The following is a 25,734-nucleotide window of genomic DNA, read 5'->3' as shown; positions in this document are numbered from 1 at the left end:
CATGCGTACGCATAAGAAATACCCTGTCACACTTACTGAAAACTTCAAGTCCAAATTGCTCCATTGGGCACAGCAGTTTGAAGAAGTGGTTTGGCTGGATTCCAATGAGCACACACAGGCACATTCCAAGTACAAAGCAATCCTTGCCGTGGATGCACTAACTTCGATAAAAACAGATGCCCACAACGCATTTTCTAAACTTGAAGAATATCAAACCCTATCCAAAGACTGGTTGTTCGGCTATTTAACCTACGATCTTAAAAACGATATTGAAGCGCTGTCTTCCAAAAACAGTGACTTTCTGGATTTTCCCGATCTGTATTTTTTTCAACCAAAAAAGATCTTTTTATTTTCTGAACACGAAGCTGAAATCCGATATCTAAATATGGTAGACGATGAAATTGCGACCGATTGGGAAACAATATCAGCAATAGACGAATCATCTAATCATAGTAGTGAAACTCAAAATCCGGAAATTAAAATTAGTTTACGTACCTCCAAAGATTCGTATTTCGAGAAAGTGCATAGAATGTTATCGCATATCGAACGCGGGGATATTTATGAAGCCAATTTTTGTCAGGAATTTTTTTCTGAAGGGGCAGTTCTAAATCCTGTTAAAAGCTATTTACACCTTAATGAAATTTCAAAAGCCCCTTTTGCTACCTTCTTTAAACTACAGGATCACTATTTGCTTTCCGCCTCTCCCGAACGTTATTTACAACGAATAGGAAAAAAGGTGATTTCTCAACCCATTAAAGGAACTGCCAAACGAATGATAGATGCAGATGCCGATACAAAAATGATAGAAGCATTGATGGAAGATCCTAAGGAACGCAGCGAAAATATTATGATAACCGATTTGGTGCGTAACGACCTTTCTAAAATTGCCGAAAAAGGAAGTGTTACTGTAGAAGAATTGTGTAAAGTATATACTTTCGAGCAGGTACATCAATTAATTTCTACCATTTCCTGCCGTGTTGCTCCTTCAATATCAAATATCGAGATTATTAAAAACACCTTTCCAATGGGGAGTATGACAGGAGCTCCGAAGATTTCGGCGATGAAAATTATTGAAGCTTTAGAAGACGCCAAACGCGGTTTGTACAGTGGAGCAGTCGGCTATTTTGCCCCGAATGGAGACTTCGATTTTAATGTAATTATTCGCAGCATCTTGTACAACGCAGCAAACAACTATGTAAGTTTTTCGGTGGGAGGGGCGATCACGGCAAAGTCGATTCCCGAAAACGAATACGAAGAATGTTTATTGAAGGCAAAAGCCATGCGGGAAGTTCTTGAAAACTAAACTTATGTATTATAAAATTCTCTTCACACACATTGTGGCTTCTTTGTGTAACTTTGTGAAAAACCTTTAAGCACTCTTTGTGATTCAAAAATTTCGGAAACATATTGACAAAAACCATACACTTCTGAAGGGTAAAAAAATCCTTGTTGCCTGCAGTGGGGGATTGGACAGTGTGGTGCTTACACATTTATTGAAACTTTCAGATTACGATATATCTTTAGCGCATTGTAATTTTTCGCTTCGCGGAAAGGAAAGCGACGAGGACGAACAATTTGTAGTGCATTTGGCCGATAAGTTTTCAATTCCGGTTTTTACCGAAACATTTGACACTAAAAAATACGGTTCCGAAAATAAGCTTTCCACTCAAATGGCGGCTCGCGAACTACGCTATCGCTGGTTTGATGAAATTAAGAGAGATTTTAAACTCGACTATATTGTAACAGCACATCACGCCGATGACGACCTAGAAACTTTTTTAATTAACATCTCACGAGGCACCGGCTTACGAGGATTAACGGGAATTCCGGCAGTCAACGAGTCTGTTGTGCGTCCGTTGCTTCCCTTTTCCAGAAATGAAATTCTGAAGCATGCAAAAGAGAATCACTTACACTGGCGTGAAGACAGTAGTAATAAAAAGTCAGATTATTGGCGCAATGCCTTGCGGCTGGAGGTAATCCCGAAGTATAAGGAGGCGAGCAACAACTTGTTGCAAAGTTTTCAGAAAACGCAAGAACATCTTCAGGAGAGTCAGTTATTAATCGACGACTATATGGCGTTAATTTATAATTTGGTCGTTACCGAAATGTCCGATGGATATCGAATTGACAGCAAAAGACTTCAGGAATTGCCAAACACCAATGCTGTGTTATACGAACTGCTTGTTGGCTTCGGATTTACGGCCTGGGAGGATATTTCGGAATTGGTGAAGGCACAAAGCGGGAAACAAATTGTTTCAAAAACGCATCGGTTATTAAAGGACAGAGACACGCTTTTACTCACTCAAATCACTTCCGAAGCAAAAAAAACAGAATATTTTATTGAGGAAAATGATGAAGAAATTGACAATCCAATTCATATTACATTAAAATCCACCAAAAAGATAGGAAATAGTACCCCCACTGAGGTATACGTGGATAAAGACAAAATAAGCTTTCCATTACAACTTCGAAAATGGCGTGAAGGCGATGTATTTCAACCCTTTGGTATGCAAGGAAAAAAGAAATTGAGTAAGTTTTTTAAAGATGAAAAGTTATCTTTGGTGGCGAAAGAAAAAATTTGGTTGCTATGTACAAATCACAAAATTGTTTGGATAGTTGGAATGCGTTTGGACGATAGATTTAAAGTAACCCCGGATACAAAGCATATTTTAAAAATAACAAACACTCCCTAAATTAATTATGAAGAAACTAACCTTACTTTTTGTTTTAATGAGTTTGTGCTGTGCCACAATAACGGCACAGGAATTTTTAGATCCGGTGGAATGGGATGTGAAGGTGGAACAAGAATCCGGAGATCTTTACAATATCATCATTACCGCTCAACTAGAGGATAAATGGCATTTATACAGTCAGGTGGAAGCCGATGTTGAATTAGGTCCTATTCCTACCGAATTCACCTATAATGCATCTCCTGAAACGTTCCAATTGGTTGGAAAAACAAAGGAGCCTGATGTGAAACCTTTTTGGGACCCTGTATTTGAAGCCGAAATTGTCTTTTTTGAAAAGAAGGCGGTTTTTATTCAAGCCATTAAAGTAATAAACCCCGACAAGCTGAAGATAAACGTCGAGGTGTATTATTCGGTATGCGACGATGAAAAATGTTTACCTCCCGAGACGAAAACCTTTGAACTAGGTCTGGACGATGGCAAAGCGACAGTAACATCGGCCGAACTTACCGAAGCCGACCTTGAAAAAACAGCGGCATTATCTGTAGATATTAAAGGAAAAGAAACCTTCGAACCCGTGGAAGAAGATTCTGAAAAAGGATTTTTGACCATCTTTTTACTGGGCTTTGTGGGCGGACTAATTGCGTTGTTAACACCATGTGTGTTCCCAATGATTCCTCTCACAGTATCCTTCTTTACCAAAAGTGCTAAAAACAGACAAAACGGTTTGGCCAACGCCATACTCTATGGCCTGTTTATATTTATAATTTATGTGTTGTTAAGTCTACCGTTCCATTTATTGGACTCGGTCGACCCCGAAATTTTAAATAATATTTCGACCAATGTTACGCTCAACATCATATTCTTTATCATTTTTATTGTCTTTGCATTTTCTTTCTTCGGCTTTTACGAAATAACCTTACCGAGTTCATGGAGTTCGAAAATGGACAATAAGGCGACGAGCGTTGGCGGATTTATTGGAATCTTTTTTATGGCCTTGACCTTGGCGATAGTATCTTTTTCATGTACAGGTCCAATCTTAGGATCTCTATTGGGAGGTTCACTTTCCAGCGATGGAGGAGCCATGCAGCTTACCATGGGAATGGGAGGCTTTGGTTTGGCGTTGGCATTGCCTTTTGCATTATTCGCTATGTTCCCGAATTGGTTGAACAATCTACCAAAAAGCGGCGGCTGGCTAAACACGGTTAAGGTAGTACTTGGTTTTATAGAATTAGGACTTGCCTTTAAATTCCTTTCGAACGCCGACTTGGTAGAGCATTGGGGTTTGTTGAAACGTGAAATATTTATAGCCATCTGGATTCTATGTGCCTTAGGAATGGCGCTGTATTTATTCGGAGTAATTCGCTTTCCGCACGACGGACCTAAAAAGAAGCGTCCGGGATTAGGAAATATCTTTGTAGGGACATTGAGTTTTGCCTTTATGTTGTATTTAATACCCGGGTTGACAAATTCCAGTTATGCGAATTTGAAACTGTTAAGCGGATTCCCGCCACCTTTATTTTACAGCCTGTACGACAAGGGCACTGAAGCTCCGTTAGGATTGGAAGCTTACAAGGATTTCGAAACTGGAGTTGCTGCCGCGAAAGCTTCGGGGAAACCTATCATGATCGATTTTACCGGTTGGGCATGTGTGAATTGTCGAAAAATGGAAGAGCAGGTGTGGAGTCGTGAAGATATATTCGATGTGATAAACAAAGAGTATGTATTAATTTCATTGTATGTCGATGATCGAAAAGAATTGGAGGAAGAAGAAAAATTCAGTTACCTCAAACCGAAGGGTGGCGTTAAGAAGATAAAGACGATAGGTGATAAGTGGGCTACCTTTCAAACCGTAAATTTTAAGAACAATTCGCAACCCTATTATGTGTTGATGGATTCAGATTTTAATCTGCTGAATAAACCAACCGCATATACTCCTAATGCCGACGAATACCTGTATTGGTTAAAGGAAGGTCTTCGACATTTTAACGAAGCAAAAAAATAAACAACGTATCACCATTTATATCCCTAAATACGTTAGAAAAGCTATAAAAAAAAGCGTCCGGACTTTCGTTCGGACGCTATAACAAACCTAACTTAGTAAATTTTAAAAAGTATATTAAAATAACCTCTTAAATGCTGTATCAAAAAGATTTTCTATCCCCACAAAAAATATTTTGACACTGATTCACTAATTCAATCTCAAAGATAAATTTCAAAGGCACACCAATCCATACGTACTAACACGTATTTTGTCGAGAATATTAAAGCAGATAGAGTTCAATTAAATTAAAAATACCATTTACCTTTATGGTCAAGCTTTGCCAGTATGAAAATTAAGAAAGTAGCAGTACTTACAAGTGGCGGGGATTCTCCCGGTATGAACGCCGGCCTGCGAGCAGTAGTAAGGGCATGCGCATATCACAACTTGAAATGTGTAGGTGTTTTTAGAGGTTTTGAAGGACTTATAGAAGGTGATTTCAAAGATTTGGATGCGCGTTCGGTTAAGAATATCATCAACCGAGGCGGTACCTTTTTAAAATCGGCAAGATCGAAAGGCTTCTTCACAAAAGAAGGAAGACAGCAGGCGTTCAATAATTTAAAGAAATTTGAAGTAGACGCTCTGGTTGTAATTGGGGGTGACGGAACTTTTGCAGGAGCATCGGTCTTCAACAAGGAACACGATTTTCCAATTGTTGGATTACCCGGAACAATAGACAACGACATTAACGGAACCGATTATACCATCGGCTATGATACAGCTTTGAATACGGTAGTTGAAGCCATCGATAAAATTCGTGATACGGCCAATTCTCACAACCGATTGTTTTTAGTTGAAGTAATGGGTAGGAATGCAGGAGATATCGCTTTAAACGCCGGAATAGGGGCAGGAGCCGAAGAGATTCTAATTCCTGAAGAGAATTTAGGGAAAGACAGATTGTTAGAATCCCTGAAACGCAGTAAAAAATCGGGAAAAACTTCCAGTATCGTTGTGGTTGCTGAAGGAGATCAAATTGGAAAAAACATTTTTGAACTCGCAAAATACATAGAAGAAAACCTAAAGGAATACGAAGTGAGAGTCACAGTTTTGGGGCATATTCAACGTGGAGGAGCACCCAGTTGTTTCGACAGAGTCTTGGCAAGCAGATTGGGCGTAGGAGCTATCGATGCATTGCTTCGGGGCGAGCGGGATGTGATGATTGGTATCGTTCATAACAAAGTGACTTCGGTACCTTTTGATGAAGCCATACAGGGAGAAAACGAATTGGATACCGAATTAATACGAGTTGCAGATATTACCTCTGTATAATTTCAGAAAATATATGATTACAAAAATTGGAATAAATGGTTTTGGCCGCATTGGGAGAATTGCCTTCCGCATTGCAGCTAAAAATAAGAATGTAGAAATTGTTGCCGTAAACGACCTGCTGGATGTAGATCACTTAGCCTATTTGTTGGAATTCGATTCGGTTCATGGAAAATATCCCGGAACTGTCGATGTGAAGGATGGAAATTTAATTGTGGATGGAAAAACCATTCGGGTGACCGCCGAAAAAGATCCCACCAACTTAAAATGGGATGCCGTAGGTGCAGAAATTATTATCGATTGCACCGGAATATTTAAAGAGATCAAATCGGCTACCGCACATCTAAAAGCCGGAGCTAAAAAAGTAGTGATTTCGGCACCTTCCAAAACAGCCCCTATGTTTGTTATGGGTGTAAATCATTTGGATGTAAAACCGGAAGATACCATTGTATCTAACGCATCCTGCACCACCAACTGTCTGGCTCCCATGGCAAAAATTATAGATGATCATTTGGAAATAGTAGAAGGGCTTATGACGACCGTACATTCTGCCACGGCCTCACAGCTAACAGTTGATGGCCCCTCAAGCAAAAATTATCGACTTGGTAGGAGTGCATTGCGAAACATAATTCCTACCACAACTGGTGCAGCAGTTGCTGTGACCAAAGTAATTCCGAAACTGGAAGGAAAATTAACCGGGATGGCGTTTAGAGTACCTACAGCCGATGTTTCAGTGGTAGATCTTACCGTTCGGACTAAAAAACCGGCAACCTACAATGATCTGAAACTACTTTTTAAGAAAGCTTCAGAAGGCGATTACAAGGGCATTGTTTCTTATACCGAAAAAGCTGTGGTCTCACAGGATTTTGTGGGGAACGCTTTTACCTGTAATTTTGACGCGGAAGCCGGAATTGCGCTTAATGATAATTTCTTTAAGTTAGTGGCCTGGTATGATAATGAATATGCCTATTCGGCTAAACTCATCGACTTAACCGCTTACATTGCAACAGTTTAACGTATGACTTTAATTACTGACGGAGGATCTACCAAATGCGACTGGATTTTACTGAATTCTTCAGGCGAAATTCTGTTTAAAACTCGAACCGAAGGCTTGAATCCGGCTGTAATTCCGCAGGAAGAATTGTACAATCGAATTGTTGCCAATTCTCAATTACAAAATGTTTTTAAAGAAGTTACACAACTCGATTTTTACGGCGCGGGATGTGGCACCGAAACTCCCAAGAAATTATTAGCGGAAATTCTACAGGAACTATTTGAAAGCGCAACTGTTGTGGTACAGGAAGATTTAACAGCCGCAGTATATGCGGCCACAACCCAACCGGGGATTGTCTGCATTCTGGGAACAGGGTCTAACAGTTGCTATTTCGACGGAAGTAAGATTCACACGCCAATTCCGGCGCTTGGTTATTCGCTAATGGACGAGGCCAGCGGGAATTACTTCGGAAAAAAATTGATAACCGATTATTACTACGGTAGAATGCCGAAGCAGATTGCAACACAGTTCGAGCAGGAATTTAATCTGAATGCAGACGAAATTAAGCTGAATATTTACAAGAAACCGAATCCCAATGCCTATCTGGCATCTTTTGCCCAATTTATTTTTAGCGCTTCAGAATTAAACGACTATTTTTACCAACTGATAAAAAAGGGAATCGAAGAATTTATTGAATGCCGAATTCTAACATTTCCGGAAGCGACAAAAGTTCCTATTCATTTTATAGGTTCCATTGCGCATTTTTCAGAAACAATTATTCGCGATTGCTTTCGCACTCACAATTTGGAACTGGGGAATATCGTTAGAAGACCCATTGATGGATTGATAAATTATTACAAAGAAAACAAACTGAATCACTAATGCCGTTACCTTCTGTTAATCCAACAACCACCAAAGCTTGGAAAAAACTCACGCAACATTTTTCTGCAATAAAAAATGTAAAAATGCAGGAGTTGTTTGAAAAAGATGGTGCCAGGGCCACTCGAATGGCCATTACATGGGACGATTTCTATGTGGATTTTTCAAAAAACAGAATTACAGATGAAACCTTATCGCTATTGCTTCGGTTAGCTAATGAAGTAAATTTAAAGGACGCGATTGCACAACAGTTTCAAGGAGAAAAAATTAATGAAACCGAAGGCAGGGCTGTGCTACACACCGCGCTCAGGGATTTTAAAAATTTAAAACCTGAGGTTGCAAAAACACTTCAGCAAATGAAATCTTTTTCAGAATCTATCAGCAATGGAGATTGGAAAGGATACACCGGAAAACCAATAAAATCCATTGTGAATATTGGAGTTGGTGGGAGCCACTTGGGTCCCGATATGGTAAATGAGGCGCTTCAATTTTACAGGAATCATTTGGAAGTACACTACATTTCGAATGTGGATGGCGACCATGTACAGGAAACCTTGAAAAAGCTGGATAGAGAAACAACTTTGTTTATAGTGGTCTCCAAAAGCTTTACTACTTTGGAAACCTTAACCAATGCCACTACGGTTAGAAATTGGTTTTTGGAAACAACAACTGAAGAATCCATTTCAAAACATTTTGTTGCTGTTTCTGCAAATGAGACTGCAGTTACAAATTTTGGGATCACCACCACAAATTTATTCCCTATGTGGGACTGGGTTGGGGGTAGGTTTTCATTGTGGAGTACCGTTGGACTGTCGATTTGCTGCGCGATTGGATATAAAAATTTTGAAGCTCTTTTAAAAGGGGCTCACAGTATGGATATTCACTTTAAAGAAACCAAATTTGAAGGAAATATACCCGTGATATTGGCATTGCTTTCTGTGTGGTATACCAACTTCTTTGAATCTGAAACCGAAGCTGTCATCCCGTATTCTCACTATTTGGAGAAATTAATTCCGTATTTGCAACAGGCTGTTATGGAAAGTAACGGAAAAAGTATTGATAGAAACGGAAACCCAATCGACTATCAAACCTCAGCAATTATTTGGGGCAGTACCGGAACAAACGGGCAGCATGCATTTTTTCAACTATTGCATCAGGGAACGAAATTAATTCCAACCGATTTTATAGCTTTTGCAGCATCACTTCACGGAAACAAAACACATCAGGACAAATTATCGGCGAACTGTCTGGCACAGACAGAGGCTTTATTGATGGGAACTTTTGGCGATACAGTTGAAAACTCATTTAAAAGATTTGATGGCAATAAGCCGAGTAACACCATACTAATCAAAAAATTAACGCCAAGATCGTTAGGAAGCCTTATCGCAATGTATGAGCACAAACTATTTGTACAAGGAATTGTGTGGAATATATTCAGTTATGATCAATGGGGTGTGGAATTAGGAAAAACCTTGGCAAAGAATACACTTTCTGCTCTAGAACAAAAAAATACAAGCGTCATAAAAAATTCTTCTACACAGCGCTTACTTGATCGATATTAAGAAATTCTATGGTTATTTTATAAAGTTTCAATTTTTTCATTTTTCGTTTAATCGGTACTCACTGAGAACTGTTTTTATCGAAAGAAGTTATGTGAACTAGTCAATTGACAAAAGCGAACGGCTTTTCAGTTAAAATAATGGCGCAATCCGTTGTTAAAAATTTTAAACCTCAACTTTTTTTGATACTTTCGGCATTCTTATAAAACTTTTAATAAAAATACATTATGAAAAAAAGTACTTGGTTGTTCTTGTTTTCTGTTTTTTTCACTTCAAGTGTGCTGTTTGCACAAACTTTGGCTGAAAGAGAGCAGATAATAAGTAATTATGATTTGGAATTGCTGTCACAAATGGAAGCGCAATACGCTTTAGAATTTGCACGTGATAAGCAACAGGCGCTGGAATTAGCAGCTATTAACGGATGGGAAGAAGTAATTGAAATGCCGAATGGAGGTATCGCGGTGCTTATTGGAGTTTTCGAAAACGGAAAACCAAAATATTATGTGACACATAACAGAGAAGGTGGAATTACCACACGGACCGACAGAGTTCATACAGGTGGTAGTGCGGGTCTAAATCTCAATGGTGAAAATATGGTCTTGGGAGTATGGGACGGAGGTCGTGTGCGGGGAACTCACCCTCTTTTGGGAAATAGAGTAACGCAGATGGATAATCCGGCTTCTTTTAGTGATCACTCTACGCACGTGGCCGGGACCATGATAGGTAATGGCACCGAGCAGGGAGGAGCTGCCAAAGGAATGGCACATTTAGGAAGTTTGCAAGCATGGGATTTTGGAAGTGATAATTCGGAAATGACAGGTGCTGCTGCAGGAGGAATGTTAGTGTCGAATCACTCATACGGATTTGATATTAACAATTTAGATTTGTGGCAATTGGGTTTTTATGACTCAACTTCGAGGTTGGTAGATGTTTTAACCTACAGTGCCCCTTATTATCTACCTGTTTTTTCGGCGGGAAATGACCGTCAGTCGGGTGTAAACCCGGGAGATGGGGGTTACGACTATTTAACCGACAGAGGTTTGGCAAAAAACAATTTGGTAGTAGCAGCTGTAAATGAGGTGCTTGTTTACGTAGGACCAAATAGTGTTATCATGTCCTCTTTTAGTAGCTGGGGACCTGCCGATGACGGAAGAATTAAGCCGGATATTTCGGCTAAAGGAGTTAATATGTTTTCATCTGTTGGGGCAACAACTTACGCTAACTTTAGTGGTACTTCAATGGCCACTCCAAATACATCGGGTAGTTTAATCCTTTTACAGCAACATTATAATAATATCAACAGTACGTATATGTTAAGCTCTTCGCTAAGAGGTTTGGCATTGCATACTGCAGACGAAGCCGGCACAACGGCAGGTCCCGACTATAGATTTGGATGGGGATTGCTCAATATAGAAAGAGCGGCTGAGGTTATTACCAACAATGGTACTTCTTCAGTGATAATGGAAGAAGAACTTCAAAACGGGGAAGTATTTACTTTCTCGGTACAGGCCGATGGTGTTAATCCCTTGGTTGCGTCCTTAACATGGACCGACGTGCAAGGAGAACTCTTGCCTTTTGGTGTAAACGATGACAGCACGCCGTCTTTGATAAACGATTTAGACCTAAGAGTTTCACAAGATGGAGGAGCTACTTTTATGCCATGGAAGTTGGATCCCGCTAATTTTTCGGCGGCTGCTACAACAGGCGACAATATTGTAGATAATATTGAAAAAATCGAAATTGCAGGTGCTTCCGGTGAGTACATTATTCAAGTGTCTCACAAGAAAAGTGTATTGGTAAACGACAGTCAGGTATTTTCATTAATTGTAACGGGAATTGATAAAGAAGCCATGACGGTTTCAAGTCACGAAGGAATCAAAGAGGCATGCGCCGGTGATGGAAGTGCCACATTTAATATAGACCTCGGGTTTAACGACGGGTTTTCAGAAACGGTTAATTTTACTGTTTCCGATTTACCGGCCGGAACTACTGGAAGCGTTGCTCCTAGTTCCTTAAATTCCCCCGGGACTGCCGTGCTTACCGTAAACGGAATAGGTGCTCTCACCCCGGGCGATTATCAAATAAAAGTAACCGGTACAGCTACCACCGAAACAGCGAACGTATATGTGATTTTGAGAGTATTAGGAACAACAGTACCCGATGTGGGGTTGATTTACCCTCCGGATAATGCTGTGGATTTACCTGTGGTGATAGAATTTTCATGGGAGTTAGGAGATGAGACGATCGATAATTACGATTTCGAATTGGCAAGAGATGAAGCGTTCACAAATATTCAGTTTTCTGAAAATGTTTCAGTACCTAATGTGCTGATTCTTGGAGTAACTGAAGGCGCTGAGTATTTCTGGAGAGTAAAGCCAAATACCGTTTGTGCCGATGGAGATTATTCGGAAGTGTTTAGCTTTACGGTTGAAGGGGTATTGGGAATAAATGACCTTTCCATTGAAGGCTTGGTAGTATATCCAAACCCTGCGCAAGATATTCTTAATGTGGAAGCGGCAGTGCCAATTTCTTCGATTGAAGTAATGAATGTATTAGGACAGGTAGTACTTTCTGAAACGTCAACATCCAATAAGACACAATTGAATATTTCGAGACTAAGTGCCGGAACCTATTTCGCACGAGTTACTGCCGAAAATAATACATCGGTAGTACAAATAGTGAAAAAATAAGGCACTTTATACATACTTACTAAAAACCTTTGCCAATGAGCAAAGGTTTTTTTTATATTTTTAGAAACGAATAACTAACCTATATAAAAATGAGCAATACAGACAATAAAATAACATTACAACAGGCAATTAATTGGACTACTAATTGGAGAAGTTCTCCTTCCACTAGTGCAAGGGCTTTTTTAATTCCTATCGAAGATTTAGAAGGTGTGGTTGCCGAAATTAAATCGCAGGGTGCCGGAGCAAATGCAAGGGCCTATTTGGCTATTGACAATGGCGTTGAAAAACTTATTATTGTTGGCACCAAGAAAAACGCGAGTGGCGTATATGTCGATTTACTTCCAGCAAACTCCGATGATGTGAGTGGAACCGGAAACAGCATTTGGGATTTTACAGAACCATGCCCTCCTCAATGTGATCCGAACAGTCCGTTAAATTAATTGTATGGATAAGTATATTGGTATTTTTTCTGAGATAACCTTATATTTTTCAATTTTTTATCCGATACTTTATATAAGAGGCTTTGTTGCTAACAACAAAGCGTTTAAAATTTTCACGATTTATTTGATTGCTATTGCTATTGTTCAATTTTCAATGCGATATCATAATCTTGTATTGGAGAGCTCGAGTAATTTGCACCTGTTTGTGTATTATTTTGTCTCTCAGTTTGTTTTATTATCCTTATTCTACAAAGAGTTACTTTCCTATAAATGGATTTATATAGTCACAATTATAGTGTTAGTATTTATAGTGTATCAATATATTGCAAATCCCGAAATGTACAATCGCTACAACCCAATTGGCTCAAGCATTACCCAAATCATAATTGTCGTTTACGCGATACTTTATTTCTATAAATCACTCGCCGAAAAGAAGCAATTTCAATTTGTAAATATTGGAATATTTTTCTACCTCCTTTCGAGCGTATTGATATTCGCTTCAGGAAATTTAGTCTTTATTTCGAACTATACAGAATCAATTTCTAATCAGCTCGCAAACATTAATAAGGTACTGTTCTTATTTTTTCAAATACTAATTATAATTGAATGGTGGAAAAACTATTCCGTTAAGGAGAACAACAAGAACCTCGAATAATGGAAAAATTAATTACCGGTGAGGATCAAATATTAAGCATAATTACAGGAGCAATTTGTTTGCTGATTCTTATGGCTTTAGCAATAATTATTTTTTTCTATTTCTCTCGCAAAAAAATAATTAAAACGCAACTTGAGAAGGCCAATATGGAAATTGCACATCAAAAGGAAGTGCTTCAGTCCACGTTGATAACCCAGGAAGAAGAACGCAAACGCATTGCACAGGACTTACACGATGCCATTAGCTCCAAACTCAATATTGTTTCGCTCAACGCCAATTTTTTAACTGAAGATAACATTACACCACCTGAAGCAAATACCATAGGAAAGCACATCTCAAATATTACCGCGACCATTCTTGAAAGCTCGAGAAAAATTGCGCATGATTTACTTCCACCTACTTTGGAAAAGTTTGGACTGGAAGCAGCATTGGAAGAACTCTGTGAAGAAGTAGGGGATACTAAAAAATTTGAAGTACACCATGATTTGTCGTATTCCGAAGCATTTTTAGACAGTGACAGGGAACTTCATTTATTTCGTATTGTACAAGAGCTTATCAACAATTCAATAAAACATTCTAACGCCACACAGATTAATTTGGTTATGAAAACCGGCGAAAACCAGCTATATTTACAGTACCGGGATAACGGAAAAGGGTTTGATGTTGTAAAGGCCCAACAGGCAAAAGGACTGGGAATGAGCGGTATAAAAAATAGAGCCGATATACTCTCCGGAATATTACATATGGAATCAAGCCCTGGAAATGGCATTAATATTACGGTGAAAATACAACGTTAAACATGCAAATAAATGTAGTTTTAGCCGATGATGAAGAACTTTTCAGAGTAGGCATGTCTTATATTCTCTCACGAGACCCCGAAATACGTATAGCTTATGAAGCATCTAACGGGAAAGAACTTCTTACTTATCTGGAAAATGCTACTGACTTGCCACATATTATTATTATGGACATTAAAATGCCCGAATTAAACGGAGTGGAAGCGACCAAAATAATTCACAGGCAATTTCCTTCCGTAAATATAATAGCATTAACAACTTACAATACAAAACCTTTTATTAGAAATATGATCGCCGTGGGTGCCAGCGCATATCTGGTAAAGAATTCTCCCCCCGATAAAGTTATACACACCATAAAACAGGTATACTATAAAGGATTTTATTATGACAGTTATGTGATGCAGATTGTTAACGACAGGTATTCTTCCGTAAATGAGGCCTCAGAGCGATCCATTTTTGATGAAAGTTTTATTACTCCACGTGAAAAAGAAGTACTTGAGTATATCTGTAAACAACATACCACACAAGAAATTGCGGAAGCCTTATTTATAAGTCCGAGAACTGTGGAAGTACATCGAAAAAACCTTCTGGAAAAGACGGGGGTTAAGAACATAGCCGGCCTTGTTATTTTTGCTATTAACAATACTCTGGTGTCGCCAGAGATTATCGATTAAAAGCATTGGGCAAAATTAGCCTGAAAGCTATTTTTTGATTAATTTAGTACATCAAAAACTCTTGAACTCCCTGTTTTAGACAGAAACAATGCTTACAAAAGTATATGGGAGTGCCGTGTTTGGCGTTGATGCCACCACAATTACCGTCGAAGTTAATGTAGATAAAGGAATAGGCTATCATTTGGTGGGCCTGCCGGACAATGCTATCAGAGAAAGTAATTTCAGGATAGCAGCTTCGCTTCAAAACAACGGATATAAAATCCCGGGAAAGAAACTCATTTTAAACATGTCACCGGCCGATATGCGGAAGGAAGGCTCAGCCTACGATTTAACGTTGGCCATGGGAATTCTGGTCGCCACGGGACAAATTGAAGAAAAGCATCCGCTAGCACAGTATATTATCATGGGAGAGTTGTCATTGGATGGGAGTTTACAACCTATTCGCGGGGCATTGCCCATTTCCATTAATGCAAAGAAGGAAGGATTTAAAGGATTTATCCTTCCGAAGCAAAACGCCAAAGAAGCTGCGATTGTTGAAGGAATTGAAGTGTTTGGTGCCGAAAGTATTGAAGAAGTGATTCGCTTTTTTGACCAAGGAGTTCCTATGGAACCTACAATTGTAGACATGGAAGCCGAATTCTACGAACATCTCGAAAATCCCGAATTCGACTTTGCCGATGTTAAAGGTCAGGAGTCTATAAAACGCTGTATGGAAATCGCAGCTGCGGGAGGACATAATATCATTTTAATTGGACCACCGGGCTCAGGTAAAACCATGCTCGCCAAACGATTACCCAGTATTTTGCCCCCGCTTTCTTTGTCCGAAGCGCTTGAAACCACCAAAATTCATAGTGTGGCAGGACGTACTTTAGAAAAAGGAGGGGTAATGACCTCTCGTCCGTTTAGGAGTCCGCATCATACAATAAGCGACGTCGCACTGGTAGGCGGCGGACAATACCCACAACCCGGAGAGATATCGTTGGCACACAACGGCGTACTGTTTTTGGACGAATTACCCGAATTTAAACGCAGTGTCCTCGAGGTAATGCGACAACCGCTGGAAGATAGAGATGTCACCATTTCGAGAGCGAAATTCACTGTTACTTATCCGTCCAGTTTTATGTTGGTGGCAAGTATGAATCCAAGTCCGGGTGGTTACTTTAACGACCCAGATGCTCCTGTTACTTCTTCACCCTTGGAAATGCAACGCTATTTGAGTAAGATTTCCGGTCCTTTGTTAGACAGAATCGATATTCATATTGAAGTAACACCCGTTCCCTTTGATAAACTTAGTGATGAGCGTAAAGGAGAAGCCAGTATTGTAATTAGAGAACGTGTTACAAACGCTCGAAAACTTCAGACTGAGAGATTTACAACGTACGATTCTATTCACTATAACGCACAGATGGGCGTGAAACAAATTAGGAAGTACTGCAAGCTCGATGTAGCTTCGCTCGATTTATTAAAAACAGCCATGGAGCGACTTAATCTTTCAGCAAGAGCCTATGACAGAATTTTGAAAGTTGCGAGAACGATTGCCGATTTGGAAACTTCGGAAGCTATTACGGGAAATCATATTTCAGAAGCCATTCAGTATAGAAGTTTGGATAGAGATGGGTGGTTTGGGTAGTTTGCTGAAACCGGCTCGAAAACTAGGGCGCTTTTGCAAAGCGTGCCTATCTATTCGTTACTAGCGCGCTTTTATAAAGCGTGCATATCTATAGCTAGTATTTGCAATACTTTTAAATTCAATTACGTTATGTCGCATAAATACAAGGTACTCGATCAAACACAGCCAACCTTTATTACAATCACAGTTGTAGATTGGGTAGATTTATTTATTCGTTCTAAATATGCTAAAATTCTTGACGACTCACTAAACTATTGTATTCAGAATAAAGGAGTGCGAGTACATGCGTATGTTTACATGACCAGTCATATACATTTGATAGTTACTTCAAAAGAGGAAGCGTTACAAGATATCATTAGGGATTTTAAAAAATTTACATCTAAACGAATTATTGAAACAATAAAAGAATACCCCGAAAGCCGACGTGTATGGTTGTTAAAGAAATTCAGTTTTGCCGCTAAGCGAATTAAAAGAGGTGTTAACTATAAATTTTGGAAAGACGGGTTTCATCCGGTTTTATTGGATACATGCATAAAAGTAGAACAAAGAGTGAATTATATTCATTACAACCCTGTTGCCGCCCGATTTGTTTATCATGAAAGGGATTGGATTAACAGTAGTTATGCTAGTTATGAAGATGGAAATATGGAAAAGCCCGGGGTGCTAGTAACTCCCCTATGGTAATGGCATTACAAATACCGGCAAGATGGGCACGCTTTGCAAAAGCGCGCCAGAGGATTTGGAAGCTTCGGAAGCGATACCGGGAAATCATATTTCAGAAGCCATTCAGTATAGAAGTTTGGATAGAGATGGGTGGTTTGGGTAGTTTGCTAAAAACCGGCTCGAAAACTAGCGCGCTTTTTAAAAGAAAAGGCTATTTGCTTTTATAGCAGTATATTTCAGATGCTTTTAACACATTTTTAAGAATTCGCTCTAGTCGGGGATTGTATCTTTAAACTCTTTTTAAAAACAATCAAAAAATGACTTCAAAAAATCTTTTAAAAATGCTTGCTATCCCTTTGATGGCAATGGTATTAATGAGTACTTCGTGTCATAATGAAAATGCCCAAAAGGCCGAAGAAACCGCGAAACTATCACTCGATTTCGAAAAATACGAACTAGCCAATGGTTTGGATGTAGTCTTGCATCAGGATAAAAGTGATCCAATTGTATCACTTGCCATTCAGTATGGCGTAGGATCCAACCGAGAAAAAACCGGAAGAACAGGATTTGCTCACCTCTTTGAGCATATGTTATTTCAGGAATCTGAAAACGTAGGACAGGACCAATTCTTTAAAAAGATACAAGATGCCGGAGGAACACTCAATGGTGGAACCTGGAAAGACGGCACTATTTATTACGAAATAGTACCCAAAAATGCCATGGAGATGATTATGTGGCTGGAAAGTGACCGTATGGGATATCTTATTAATACCGTAACCGAATCTGCTTTTAACAATCAACAGGAAGTAGTGCAAAACGAAAAGAGACAACGTGTGGATAACAATCCCTACGGACATACCAATTGGGTGCTTGACAAAAACCTATATCCCGAAGGACATCCTTACAACTGGCAGGTAATTGGAGAGTTAGTCGACTTACAAAGCGCTACCGTAGAGGATGTTCGTGAATTTTACGATAAATTTTATGGCCCCAATAATGCAACTTTGGTTCTAGCCGGTGACTTCGAAACCGACGAAGCTAAGGCAATGATCGAAAAGTACTTTGGCGAGATAAAGCGTCGTCAGGAGGTAGAGCCTTTAAAACCTCAAAATATCACTTTGGCCGAAACCAAACGATTCTTCCATGAAGATAATTTTGCCACGGCTCCTCAATTGAATATGGTTTGGCCGACGCCTGAACAATATACAGAAGATGCCTATGCCTTAGATTTCTTAGCCGAAATTTTATCAAGCGGAAAAAAAGCGGCTATGTATAAAGTATTGGTGAAGGAAAAAGACCTAACCTCTCAAACCAATGCCTATAACAATGCACAGCAATTGGCGGGAGAATTTCATATTCGGATTACGGCGAATAATGATAAAAACCTGAAAGATGTTGAAGCGGCAATATTTGAATCTTTTGCCCTTTTTGAAAAAGAAGGTGTAACCGATCGGGATATTGAACGGATTAAAGCAGGACTGGAAACACAGTTTTACAATGGGATAAGCAGTGTATTAGGAAAATCATTCCAACTGGCACAATACAACGTTTTTGCGGGGGATCCCGGCTTTATAGAGCAGGATATCGAGAATATCAAAAAGGTGACCAAGGAAGACGTTATCCGTGTGTATAACAAGTACATCAAAGACAAGCCTTATGTGATGACGAGTTTTGTTCCCAAAGGTAAAATGGAACTTATTGCCGATAATTCGACCAAGGCAGCGGTTGTAGAAGAGGAAATCAAAGAAAATGTTACAAAGACGGTTGAAGACAAGCAGGAAGAAATTGCCAAGACGCCTTCTAATTTTGACCGAACCGTGGAGCCTGATCAAGGAGAAGCTCCTCAATTGAGTATTCCGGACACCTGGACAGCCAAGTTAGCTAACGGGATTGAAGTATACGGTATAGAACAGAATGAAATTCCAACTGTTAACTTTAGTTTGGTTATTGAAGGCGGACATCTTTTGGATGATAAAGCTAAAAATGGAGTTGCCAACTTGATGACGGACATCATGATGGAAGGAACCGCTAACAAAACTCCCGAAATGTTAGAAGAAGAGATTGAATTGTTGGGCGCCTCTATCAATATGTATACAACTAACGAATCGATTGTGATTCGCGGAAATACGCTCACGCGTAATTTCGACAAGACCATGAAATTAATTGAAGAAATTTTATTGGAACCTCGTTGGGATGAAGAAGAATTCGCGCGTATTAAAACGAAAACTATCAACGAGATTAAGCGATCTGAAGCCAATCCTAATGCAGTAGCCGGAAGAGTATATAACAAACTCCTGTACGGTGAAGACCATATCTTTAGTTACCCTATTTCAGGGACCGAAGCTTCAGTGGAAGCGCTTACCATTAATGACTTGAAAGAATATTACACCAAAAACTTCTCGCCTTCCATTAGTACTTTCCACGTAGTTGGAAAAATTGACAAGGACAATGCGATGCAAAATTTAAAGGGACTGGAAGAAAGATGGGCAGCCAAAGAGGTTACAATTCCCGAGTATCCTGTTGCCAATAATCGCGACAAGGCATCTTTATACTTTGTGGATATTCCAAATGCCAAGCAATCGGTTATCAATATTGGTTACATCGCCCTTCCAAGAACCGATAAGGAATTTTATCCTGCTGAGGTAATGAATTACAAACTCGGAGGATCTTTTTCAGGAAATGTAAACCTCATACTTCGTGAGGAAAAAGGGTATACCTACGGTGCACGTACAGGCTTTAGCGGTAGTAAAATACCGGGAACCTTTACAGCCTCCTCAAGTGTTCGTACCAATACTACCGGAGAGTCAGTTCAAATTTTTAAGGAACAAATTGCCAAGTATAAGGATGGTATTTCGGAAGAGGACTTACTATTTACCAAGAACGCTTTAATTAAATCGAATGCACGTCGTTTTGAAACACAATTCAATCTACTGGGAATGCTACAGGAAATGAGTAGTTACGATCTTCCGGCAAATTATATTGAAGGTGAAGAAAGCGTAATTAAAGGAATGACACTGGAACAGCACAAAGCCCTTGCTAACAAATACCTGGATGAGTCTAAAATGGCCTATCTGGTTGTTGGAGATGCTGCTACCCAATTTGCGCAGTTTAAGAAAATGGGCTTCGATGAAGTGAAATTAGTAGATAAAGATGGGAATGAAGTTAAACTGAAAGATGTAAAATTGTAAATTTCCGTTTTATTACAATATGAAAAGGATGCCTTTAGGCATCCTTTTTTTTTGATACCTTTAAGCTGAAATCTACATATAATTGAAAAACTTTTTTCAAAATATAGGCCCCGGGACCTTAGTTGCTGCTGCCTTTATTGGCCCCGGAACTGTGACAGTTTGCACTTTGGCAGGAGTGCATTTTGGATTTACTCTTTTGTGGGCAATGGTCTTGTCTATTGTTGCCACCATCGTGCTTCAGGAAATGGCAGCACGCCTGGGACTGGTGCACGGACAAGGATTGGCAGAAACGGTTAAGCATGAGATTAAAAGTCCGTTGCTCAAACTATTTGCCATTCTATTGATGCTTTCGGCGATTGGAATTGGGAATGCAGCTTATGAGGCCGGAAACATTAGCGGAGGAGTTTTAGGGCTTCAAACCCTGTTTACGGAAACCACGTGGCTTATAGCCGGTCTTGAAATTAATCTCCTCAGTCTGGCAATTGGAATTATTGCCTTTGTAATTCTGTACATAGGAAATTATAAATTCATCGAACGCTGTCTTATTTTTCTGGTCGTATTAATGAGCTTGGCTTTTGTAGTTACAGCATTTCTCACCCAACCCGATATTGGCGCGGTACTAAAAGGAATGTTTATACCTACTATTCCGGAAGAAGGCTGGCTTACCATCATTGCACTGATTGGGACCACCGTGGTACCCTACAACCTGTTTTTGCACGCCGCCTTGGTAAAGGAAAAATGGAGTGGTGTAAAAGATCTAAAAGCGGCGAGAACCGATTTGTATGTTTCAATTCTCCTGGGCGGAATTGTTTCGATGGCGATTATCATTTCGGCAGCTGCGATACAGAGCACACAAATCACGAATGCTTCCGATTTGGCACAAAGCATCGAACCGTTATTTGGGAGTTTTTCGAAATACTTTTTAAGCATAGGTTTGTTTGCGGCAGGAATCACTTCAGCCATTACCGCACCTTTGGCAGCAGCCTATGTAGCTCGTGGTTGTTTCGGTTGGGAAATCGGACTTAAAACAAAAAAATTCAGAGCAGTTTGGATGGGAGTGCTGTTTTTAGGGATTGTTTTTTCTTCCTTAGGAGTACAGCCCATAGAAATAATAAAATTTGCGCAGGTGGCTAACGGATTGTTACTACCTATTATTGCCGGATTTTTACTTTGGGTGGTCAATAGAAATTCGGTGATGGGTGCCTATAAAAATACAAGCTTTCAAAACGCTTTGGGATTTTTGATATTGGCCATAACTATTGTTTTAAGTGGAAAAACCTTGTTTAAAATTATTTCGACTACATTTTGAATGTAACTATCGATATAAACGCCGATGTAGGCGAAGGGAAAGGAAATGATGCCGTGTTAATGCCTATGCTGTCCTCTTGTAGTATTGCGTGTGGGGGTCACTTTGGCACAGACGAAACCATGCGGGAAACAGTTCAATTGGCAAAGAAATTCCATGTTAAAATTGGGGCACATCCGTCTTTTCCCGATAGAGATAATTTTGGACGAAAAGTACTCACTCTTACTAAAAGCGAATTGTCTGAAGCCGTATTTAATCAATTGTTACATTTTTATGCGGTTTGTGAAACTGAAGAAATCCCGGTACATCATATAAAACTACACGGGGCCTTGTACAATTATGCCGCGAAGGACGCACCTACTGCCGATGCAATTGTTGAAGCAATCGTGGCTACAAAGGTAAGACCAAAGCTCTATGTTCCGTACGAATCGATTTTGGCAAAGAAAGCCGAAAATCTGCTTCCTTTGGTATTCGAAGCCTTTATTGACCGTCGCTATAACGACAATCTTTCTCTGGTGGATAGAACTTTGGAAAATGCCATCATTCACGACCCGGAAGCAGCCTGGCTTCAGCTGAAAGAGATGGTGCAAAAAGGATTGGTGACGACGGTTAACAACACTAAGAACGCCATAACGGCTTCTACATTTTGTATTCATGGGGATCATAAAAACGCATTGGCAATTCTAACCTTTATTACAAGTAAATTGAAGGAACATTCAATAGTTGTAAAATGACAGCATCACCCACATTTCAACTAGTTGGTAAACATACAATTCTCGTAAGTTGGGAGCCAATTATTAGTGAAGAAATTCATAGTAAAGTTCTTCAGTTGGAACAATATGTGACCGCTTTTTTTTCTGAAGAAATAATTGAAACGGTTATTGCCTATCATTCGGTTGCTATATATTTACACGAAAAGACTTCGGCTGAAGTGTTTTTGAACAAATTGGAAAAAAGTGAATGGGATAAGAAGCAACAAGTTTCCAATAAAAAATATATAATTACCATCCCGGTTTGTTATTCCGAAGCATTTGGCACAGACCTTTCTGAAGTGGCAAAATTGCACAAACTCACAATTCCGGAAGTAATTGCCCTGCATATACAACCCTACTACAAGGTTTACTTTTTAGGCTTCTTACCCGGCTTTCCTTATTTGGGTGGTTTGGACAAACAATTGCACACGCCCAGAAGACAGACACCACGTCCTTACATCGATAAAGGGTCGGTTGGAGTTGGAGGAGCACAAACCGGAATTTATACTTTAGATTCCCCCGGTGGATGGAATATATTAGGCAGAACTCCTTTGCATTTCTTTTCAGCAATAAAAAATCCTCCTGTTTTAGTACAGCCGGGAGATTACGTGCGTTTTCAGGCAATTTCAAGAAAGAAATACGACGATATTTCATCTCAAATTGACCTCGGAACTTACAAACTACAGAAGGAGGTGTATCATGATTGAAGTTGTTTCAGGCGGATTGTACACCTCACTCCAGGATTTGGGACGCTATGGATATCGTAAGTACGGCGTTCCATTAAGCGGTGCAATGGACAGCTTTTCGGCCGAATTGGCAAACAGGTTGGTTGGTAATGCTCCTTCCGAAGCCGTTATGGAAATCACCTATATAGGTCCGGTGCTACGTTTTCTTTGTCATACACAAATCGCCATAGCCGGTGCGGGTTTTTCTCCAACGGTAAACAACATTGAAATTCCGTTAAATACAAGAATTGACATTGCGAAGGACAGCCTCTTAAAATTCGGACTTCCAGATTACGGAATGCGGGCTTATTTGTCGGTTGCAAAGGGATTTCAGTCTGAAAAAGTGTTTGACAGTTATAGTTATTACGAAGGTATTACTTCAAAGCAAACCATAGCAACCGGAGATTTTTTAGAGATTTCTCCGAGTGTTGAATTTCATGATAACGCAACTGCTTCCGTTAAAGTGAGAAAGATCTATTTTTCTTCTGAAGCAATTGAAGTAACTCCGGGACCCGAATTTCATCATTTTACGAAATCGTTTCAGCAAAAATTAATTCAAACAAGAGGACCCATTCTAGCCGAAAGCAATAGGATGGCATATTTGCTAAACGGATTTGAAAGTTATTCGGCACCCGAAATGATTACAGCACCGGTACAACCCGGAACGGTTCAATTAACGCCTTCCGGAAAATGTGTAATTCTTATGCGTGATGCACAGACTACTGGAGGTTACGCCCGAATTTTACAACTTACGGAAGCGAGCATCAACATTCTGGCTCAGAAGAGGGCAGGAGAGATAATACAATTCAAACTTATTTAGTGAACTCCATTACACCAAAGGTTCAATTGAAAAAACGTCCAGTTTCGATTGCTGAAAATTGCGCGTTCGTTTCATTACAGCAATTCCGTTTCGGGAGCCTGCTAAGTTGGTATTACCTTCTATAGTTTCTATTACGTCGTTGCGAACTGCCGTGATGATACCCGTATGAATCCAGTCTAATGTAGATTTCTGTAAAAGAAAAATATCACCCGGTTTTATAATCGAAGGAGTGGCTCTAATTTTTTGATAGCGGGTAAGTAACCCTTTTTCGAGTCCGACAGTACCAACCGTATCGCAACTATAGGTTAAAGGAAACAATGTCTTGAAATTTTTGCCTTGTGCACTCGCGGCCTGATCGATAATGGTTTGCACGAAGCCCATACACCAATACCAAACGGAGCCTTCGTTACCGTCCATATATGCCCGAACCCATGGACCACTGTTAGAGGCACCTTTAATTTGCAGTTCGTAGGCATAATTTGCCAGATGATTTTCGGCAGCTTCCACGACCAATTCTCTAAGCTCGGTGGATATAAGCGGTTTTTCGAATGCATCGGTCATTGGAGCGCACAAATGAACAAACAGGTTCTGTGTAACAACACCTGAAACAGGAAGACTCATAGCCTCTTGAAAGTTTCTCACTGCCTTTTCGGTGGCAGGTCCAAAGTCCCCGTCGATTGCTGTCGAGGTGCCGGCGCTGGGATTTTGGATAGCATACAATGAGAGCCAGGCTTGAATTTTCATGATATCCTTTTTATTGTTGTCCGGGCCATTGCGCTTTTGCGTGGCTTTAATCGATAATTCTTTTTTATAGGAGTTCTTTTTCATGAGTATGGTGTTAGCTGTTCAGTATGCTTTTTGCACAATTCAGAGAGGCTTTAGACGCATCAAATTGTTGTAAGTGTCTAAGATACAGCAGCTCATTAAAACCGACAACAGGATTTTTCTATTACCGGCAGACATTTCTCCTGGAAAGGAACAGGAAAAACCCTATTTGCAATTGCAGTATTTTCCCCTTTTTCCTATGGAATGAGAGGGATAGAGGTATAATTTTTCTATTTTTAGAGTATAAACAACTAAACCAAAAAAGATGGCAACTAAACCACAAAATTGTATTTCTGAATCTGAAGCAAGAACGATGTATAATAATTGGACTTCACGTGCCATGTCCCGAAGTGGTGGCATGGGTCTTGGAGATGCAAGGGATGTTATTTTTAGTATCGAAGAATTGGAAGAATATATTAAATATGTAAAGGATAATCATACAGGATTAGCAAAGCCAGGAATTCGAATATATTTTGCAGCCAATGGCCCGCAACCCGACGCATCTACAGTGTTCCTTACGCCAACACTAGGAGTAAATACAAATTCGCCTAATAACTATGCAATCGATTCGTATAACAGAGGAGGCACAGGCTGGCCACCCAATATTTTTTAGGATTGGAACTGAATGATTTTTTAACATATGCCGTACCGGTATATATTTTGGAACTACTTGCTGCGATAGCAGGCAGTTATTACCTTATCAAAGTCCCCAATCATAATAAGTTTACAAAGTATTTTGTCTGCTATTTATGGCTGACTTTTGTTGTTGAAATTATTTGCACCTATGCACCTATTGGATATTTCTCTGGTTACGAATATTTTTCATTTGTGAAGGATACTCGGTTTGAAAGAAATAATTGGTTATATAATTGCTATTTTGCAGTTGCATACACATTCTACGCTTATTTCTTTGGCCATTATTTACGGGACAAACTATTGCAAAAGTCTCTTTATTTGTTGGCTGGAATCTTTTTTATTTGTTCGCTCATCAGTCTAATAACCGGAGATTATTTATTTGTTCAGGATTCTAAATTTATTAATCTGGGAGGTACATTACTTTTATTTTTGAGTGTGATTTTATTCTATTTTGAATTATTGAAAAGTAATATTATTCTAAATCTAAAACGATTTTTACCCATATAC

At 39.5% G+C, this 25,734-nt stretch carries 20 protein-coding genes and 1 pseudogene; 20 read left to right on the top strand and 1 reads right to left on the bottom strand.

Features of this window, described 5'->3' with window-relative positions; all coding sequences use genetic code 11:
• Position 1 precedes the first annotated feature (1 nt).
• The 19 genes and pseudogenes from ATE92_RS12990 to ATE92_RS12895 all read left to right on the top strand — a co-directional run bounded on the left by ATE92_RS12990 (position 2) and on the right by ATE92_RS12895 (position 23,766).
• Complete coding sequence (locus tag ATE92_RS12990; protein WP_100804120.1) at positions 2-1,303, top strand: anthranilate synthase component I family protein; 1,302 nt, start codon at positions 2-4, stop codon at positions 1,301-1,303.
• Positions 1,304-1,382: 79 nt separating this feature from the next.
• Complete coding sequence (gene tilS / locus ATE92_RS12985; RefSeq protein WP_100804119.1) at positions 1,383-2,693, top strand: tRNA lysidine(34) synthetase TilS; 1,311 nt, start codon at positions 1,383-1,385, stop codon at positions 2,691-2,693.
• Between the two features lie 7 nt (positions 2,694-2,700).
• Positions 2,701-4,692 carry a thioredoxin family protein gene (locus ATE92_RS12980; protein WP_100804118.1) on the top strand — a complete coding sequence of 664 codons (1,992 nt, stop codon included), beginning with the start codon at positions 2,701-2,703 and terminating at the stop codon, positions 4,690-4,692.
• Between the two features lie 324 nt (positions 4,693-5,016).
• A complete protein-coding gene (gene pfkA / locus ATE92_RS12975; protein WP_100804117.1) occupies positions 5,017-5,997 on the top strand; it encodes a 6-phosphofructokinase in 981 nt (326 codons plus the stop codon).
• 13 nt (positions 5,998-6,010) lie between these two features.
• Positions 6,011-7,009, top strand: coding sequence for a type I glyceraldehyde-3-phosphate dehydrogenase (gene gap, locus ATE92_RS12970; protein WP_100804116.1), 999 nt, complete (start codon positions 6,011-6,013; stop codon positions 7,007-7,009).
• Positions 7,010-7,012: 3 nt separating this feature from the next.
• The gene (locus ATE92_RS12965; RefSeq protein WP_100804115.1) at positions 7,013-7,870 is read left to right on the top strand and encodes an N-acetylglucosamine kinase; all 858 of its coding nucleotides are present in this window, start codon (positions 7,013-7,015) and stop codon (positions 7,868-7,870) included.
• A complete protein-coding gene (pgi, locus tag ATE92_RS12960) occupies positions 7,870-9,429 on the top strand; it encodes a glucose-6-phosphate isomerase (RefSeq protein ID WP_100804114.1) in 1,560 nt (519 codons plus the stop codon). The genes ATE92_RS12965 and pgi overlap by 1 nt, the downstream gene beginning before the upstream one ends.
• Positions 9,430-9,653: 224 nt before the next feature.
• A complete protein-coding gene (locus tag ATE92_RS12955; protein ID WP_100804113.1) occupies positions 9,654-12,116 on the top strand; it encodes a S8 family serine peptidase in 2,463 nt (820 codons plus the stop codon).
• Between the two features lie 89 nt (positions 12,117-12,205).
• Positions 12,206-12,556, top strand: coding sequence for a hypothetical protein (locus ATE92_RS12950; protein ID WP_100804112.1), 351 nt, complete (start codon positions 12,206-12,208; stop codon positions 12,554-12,556).
• Between the two features lie 654 nt (positions 12,557-13,210).
• Positions 13,211-14,008, top strand: a complete 798-nt coding sequence (locus ATE92_RS12940) for a sensor histidine kinase (RefSeq protein WP_100804110.1) — start codon at positions 13,211-13,213, stop codon at positions 14,006-14,008.
• Between the two features lie 2 nt (positions 14,009-14,010).
• Positions 14,011-14,682, top strand: a complete 672-nt coding sequence (locus ATE92_RS12935) for a response regulator transcription factor (protein WP_100804109.1) — start codon at positions 14,011-14,013, stop codon at positions 14,680-14,682.
• Positions 14,683-14,770: 88 nt separating this feature from the next.
• Entirely contained in the window at positions 14,771-16,312 is a 1,542-nt protein-coding gene (locus tag ATE92_RS12930) for a YifB family Mg chelatase-like AAA ATPase (RefSeq protein WP_100804108.1), read from the top strand.
• A 129-nt stretch (positions 16,313-16,441) separates the two neighbouring features.
• Positions 16,442-16,996, top strand: a complete 555-nt coding sequence (locus tag ATE92_RS12925) for a transposase (protein WP_100804107.1) — start codon at positions 16,442-16,444, stop codon at positions 16,994-16,996.
• A 52-nt stretch (positions 16,997-17,048) separates the two neighbouring features.
• Positions 17,049-17,138 (top strand): annotated as a pseudogene (locus ATE92_RS14275) (ATP-binding protein); the annotation flags it as partial.
• A gap of 178 nt (positions 17,139-17,316) precedes the next feature.
• Entirely contained in the window at positions 17,317-20,163 is a 2,847-nt protein-coding gene (locus ATE92_RS12915) for a M16 family metallopeptidase (RefSeq protein WP_369819719.1), read from the top strand.
• Between the two features lie 82 nt (positions 20,164-20,245).
• A complete protein-coding gene (locus tag ATE92_RS12910) occupies positions 20,246-21,472 on the top strand; it encodes an Nramp family divalent metal transporter (RefSeq protein ID WP_100804105.1) in 1,227 nt (408 codons plus the stop codon).
• Positions 21,469-22,203: a LamB/YcsF family protein gene (locus tag ATE92_RS12905; protein ID WP_157809636.1), complete on the top strand. Its 735-nt coding sequence runs from the start codon at positions 21,469-21,471 to the stop codon at positions 22,201-22,203. The genes ATE92_RS12910 and ATE92_RS12905 overlap by 4 nt, the downstream gene beginning before the upstream one ends.
• Positions 22,200-22,928: a 5-oxoprolinase subunit PxpB gene (gene pxpB / locus ATE92_RS12900; RefSeq protein WP_100804103.1), complete on the top strand. Its 729-nt coding sequence runs from the start codon at positions 22,200-22,202 to the stop codon at positions 22,926-22,928. Before ATE92_RS12905 ends, pxpB begins: the two co-directional genes overlap by 4 nt.
• A complete protein-coding gene (locus ATE92_RS12895; RefSeq protein WP_100804102.1) occupies positions 22,921-23,766 on the top strand; it encodes a biotin-dependent carboxyltransferase family protein in 846 nt (281 codons plus the stop codon). Before pxpB ends, ATE92_RS12895 begins: the two co-directional genes overlap by 8 nt.
• Before the next feature lie 9 nt (positions 23,767-23,775).
• On the opposite strand, the gene ATE92_RS12890 is transcribed toward ATE92_RS12895, so the two are convergent.
• The gene (locus ATE92_RS12890; RefSeq protein ID WP_100804101.1) at positions 23,776-24,594 is read right to left on the bottom strand and encodes a peptidoglycan-binding protein; all 819 of its coding nucleotides are present in this window, start codon (positions 24,592-24,594) and stop codon (positions 23,776-23,778) included.
• Positions 24,595-24,856: 262 nt separating this feature from the next.
• Here ATE92_RS12890 and ATE92_RS12885 point away from each other — a divergent pair, with 262 nt between their 5' ends.
• The gene (locus tag ATE92_RS12885; RefSeq protein WP_100804100.1) at positions 24,857-25,204 is read left to right on the top strand and encodes a hypothetical protein; all 348 of its coding nucleotides are present in this window, start codon (positions 24,857-24,859) and stop codon (positions 25,202-25,204) included.
• Positions 25,205-25,734: the final 530 nt, after the last annotated feature.

This window comes from Ulvibacter sp. MAR_2010_11, from assembly GCF_002813135.1.
Lineage (GTDB): Bacteria > Bacteroidota > Bacteroidia > Flavobacteriales > Flavobacteriaceae > Altibacter.
The sequence above is the reverse complement of the archived record's forward strand: the minus strand, read 5'-3'. Positions and strand labels throughout refer to the sequence as shown.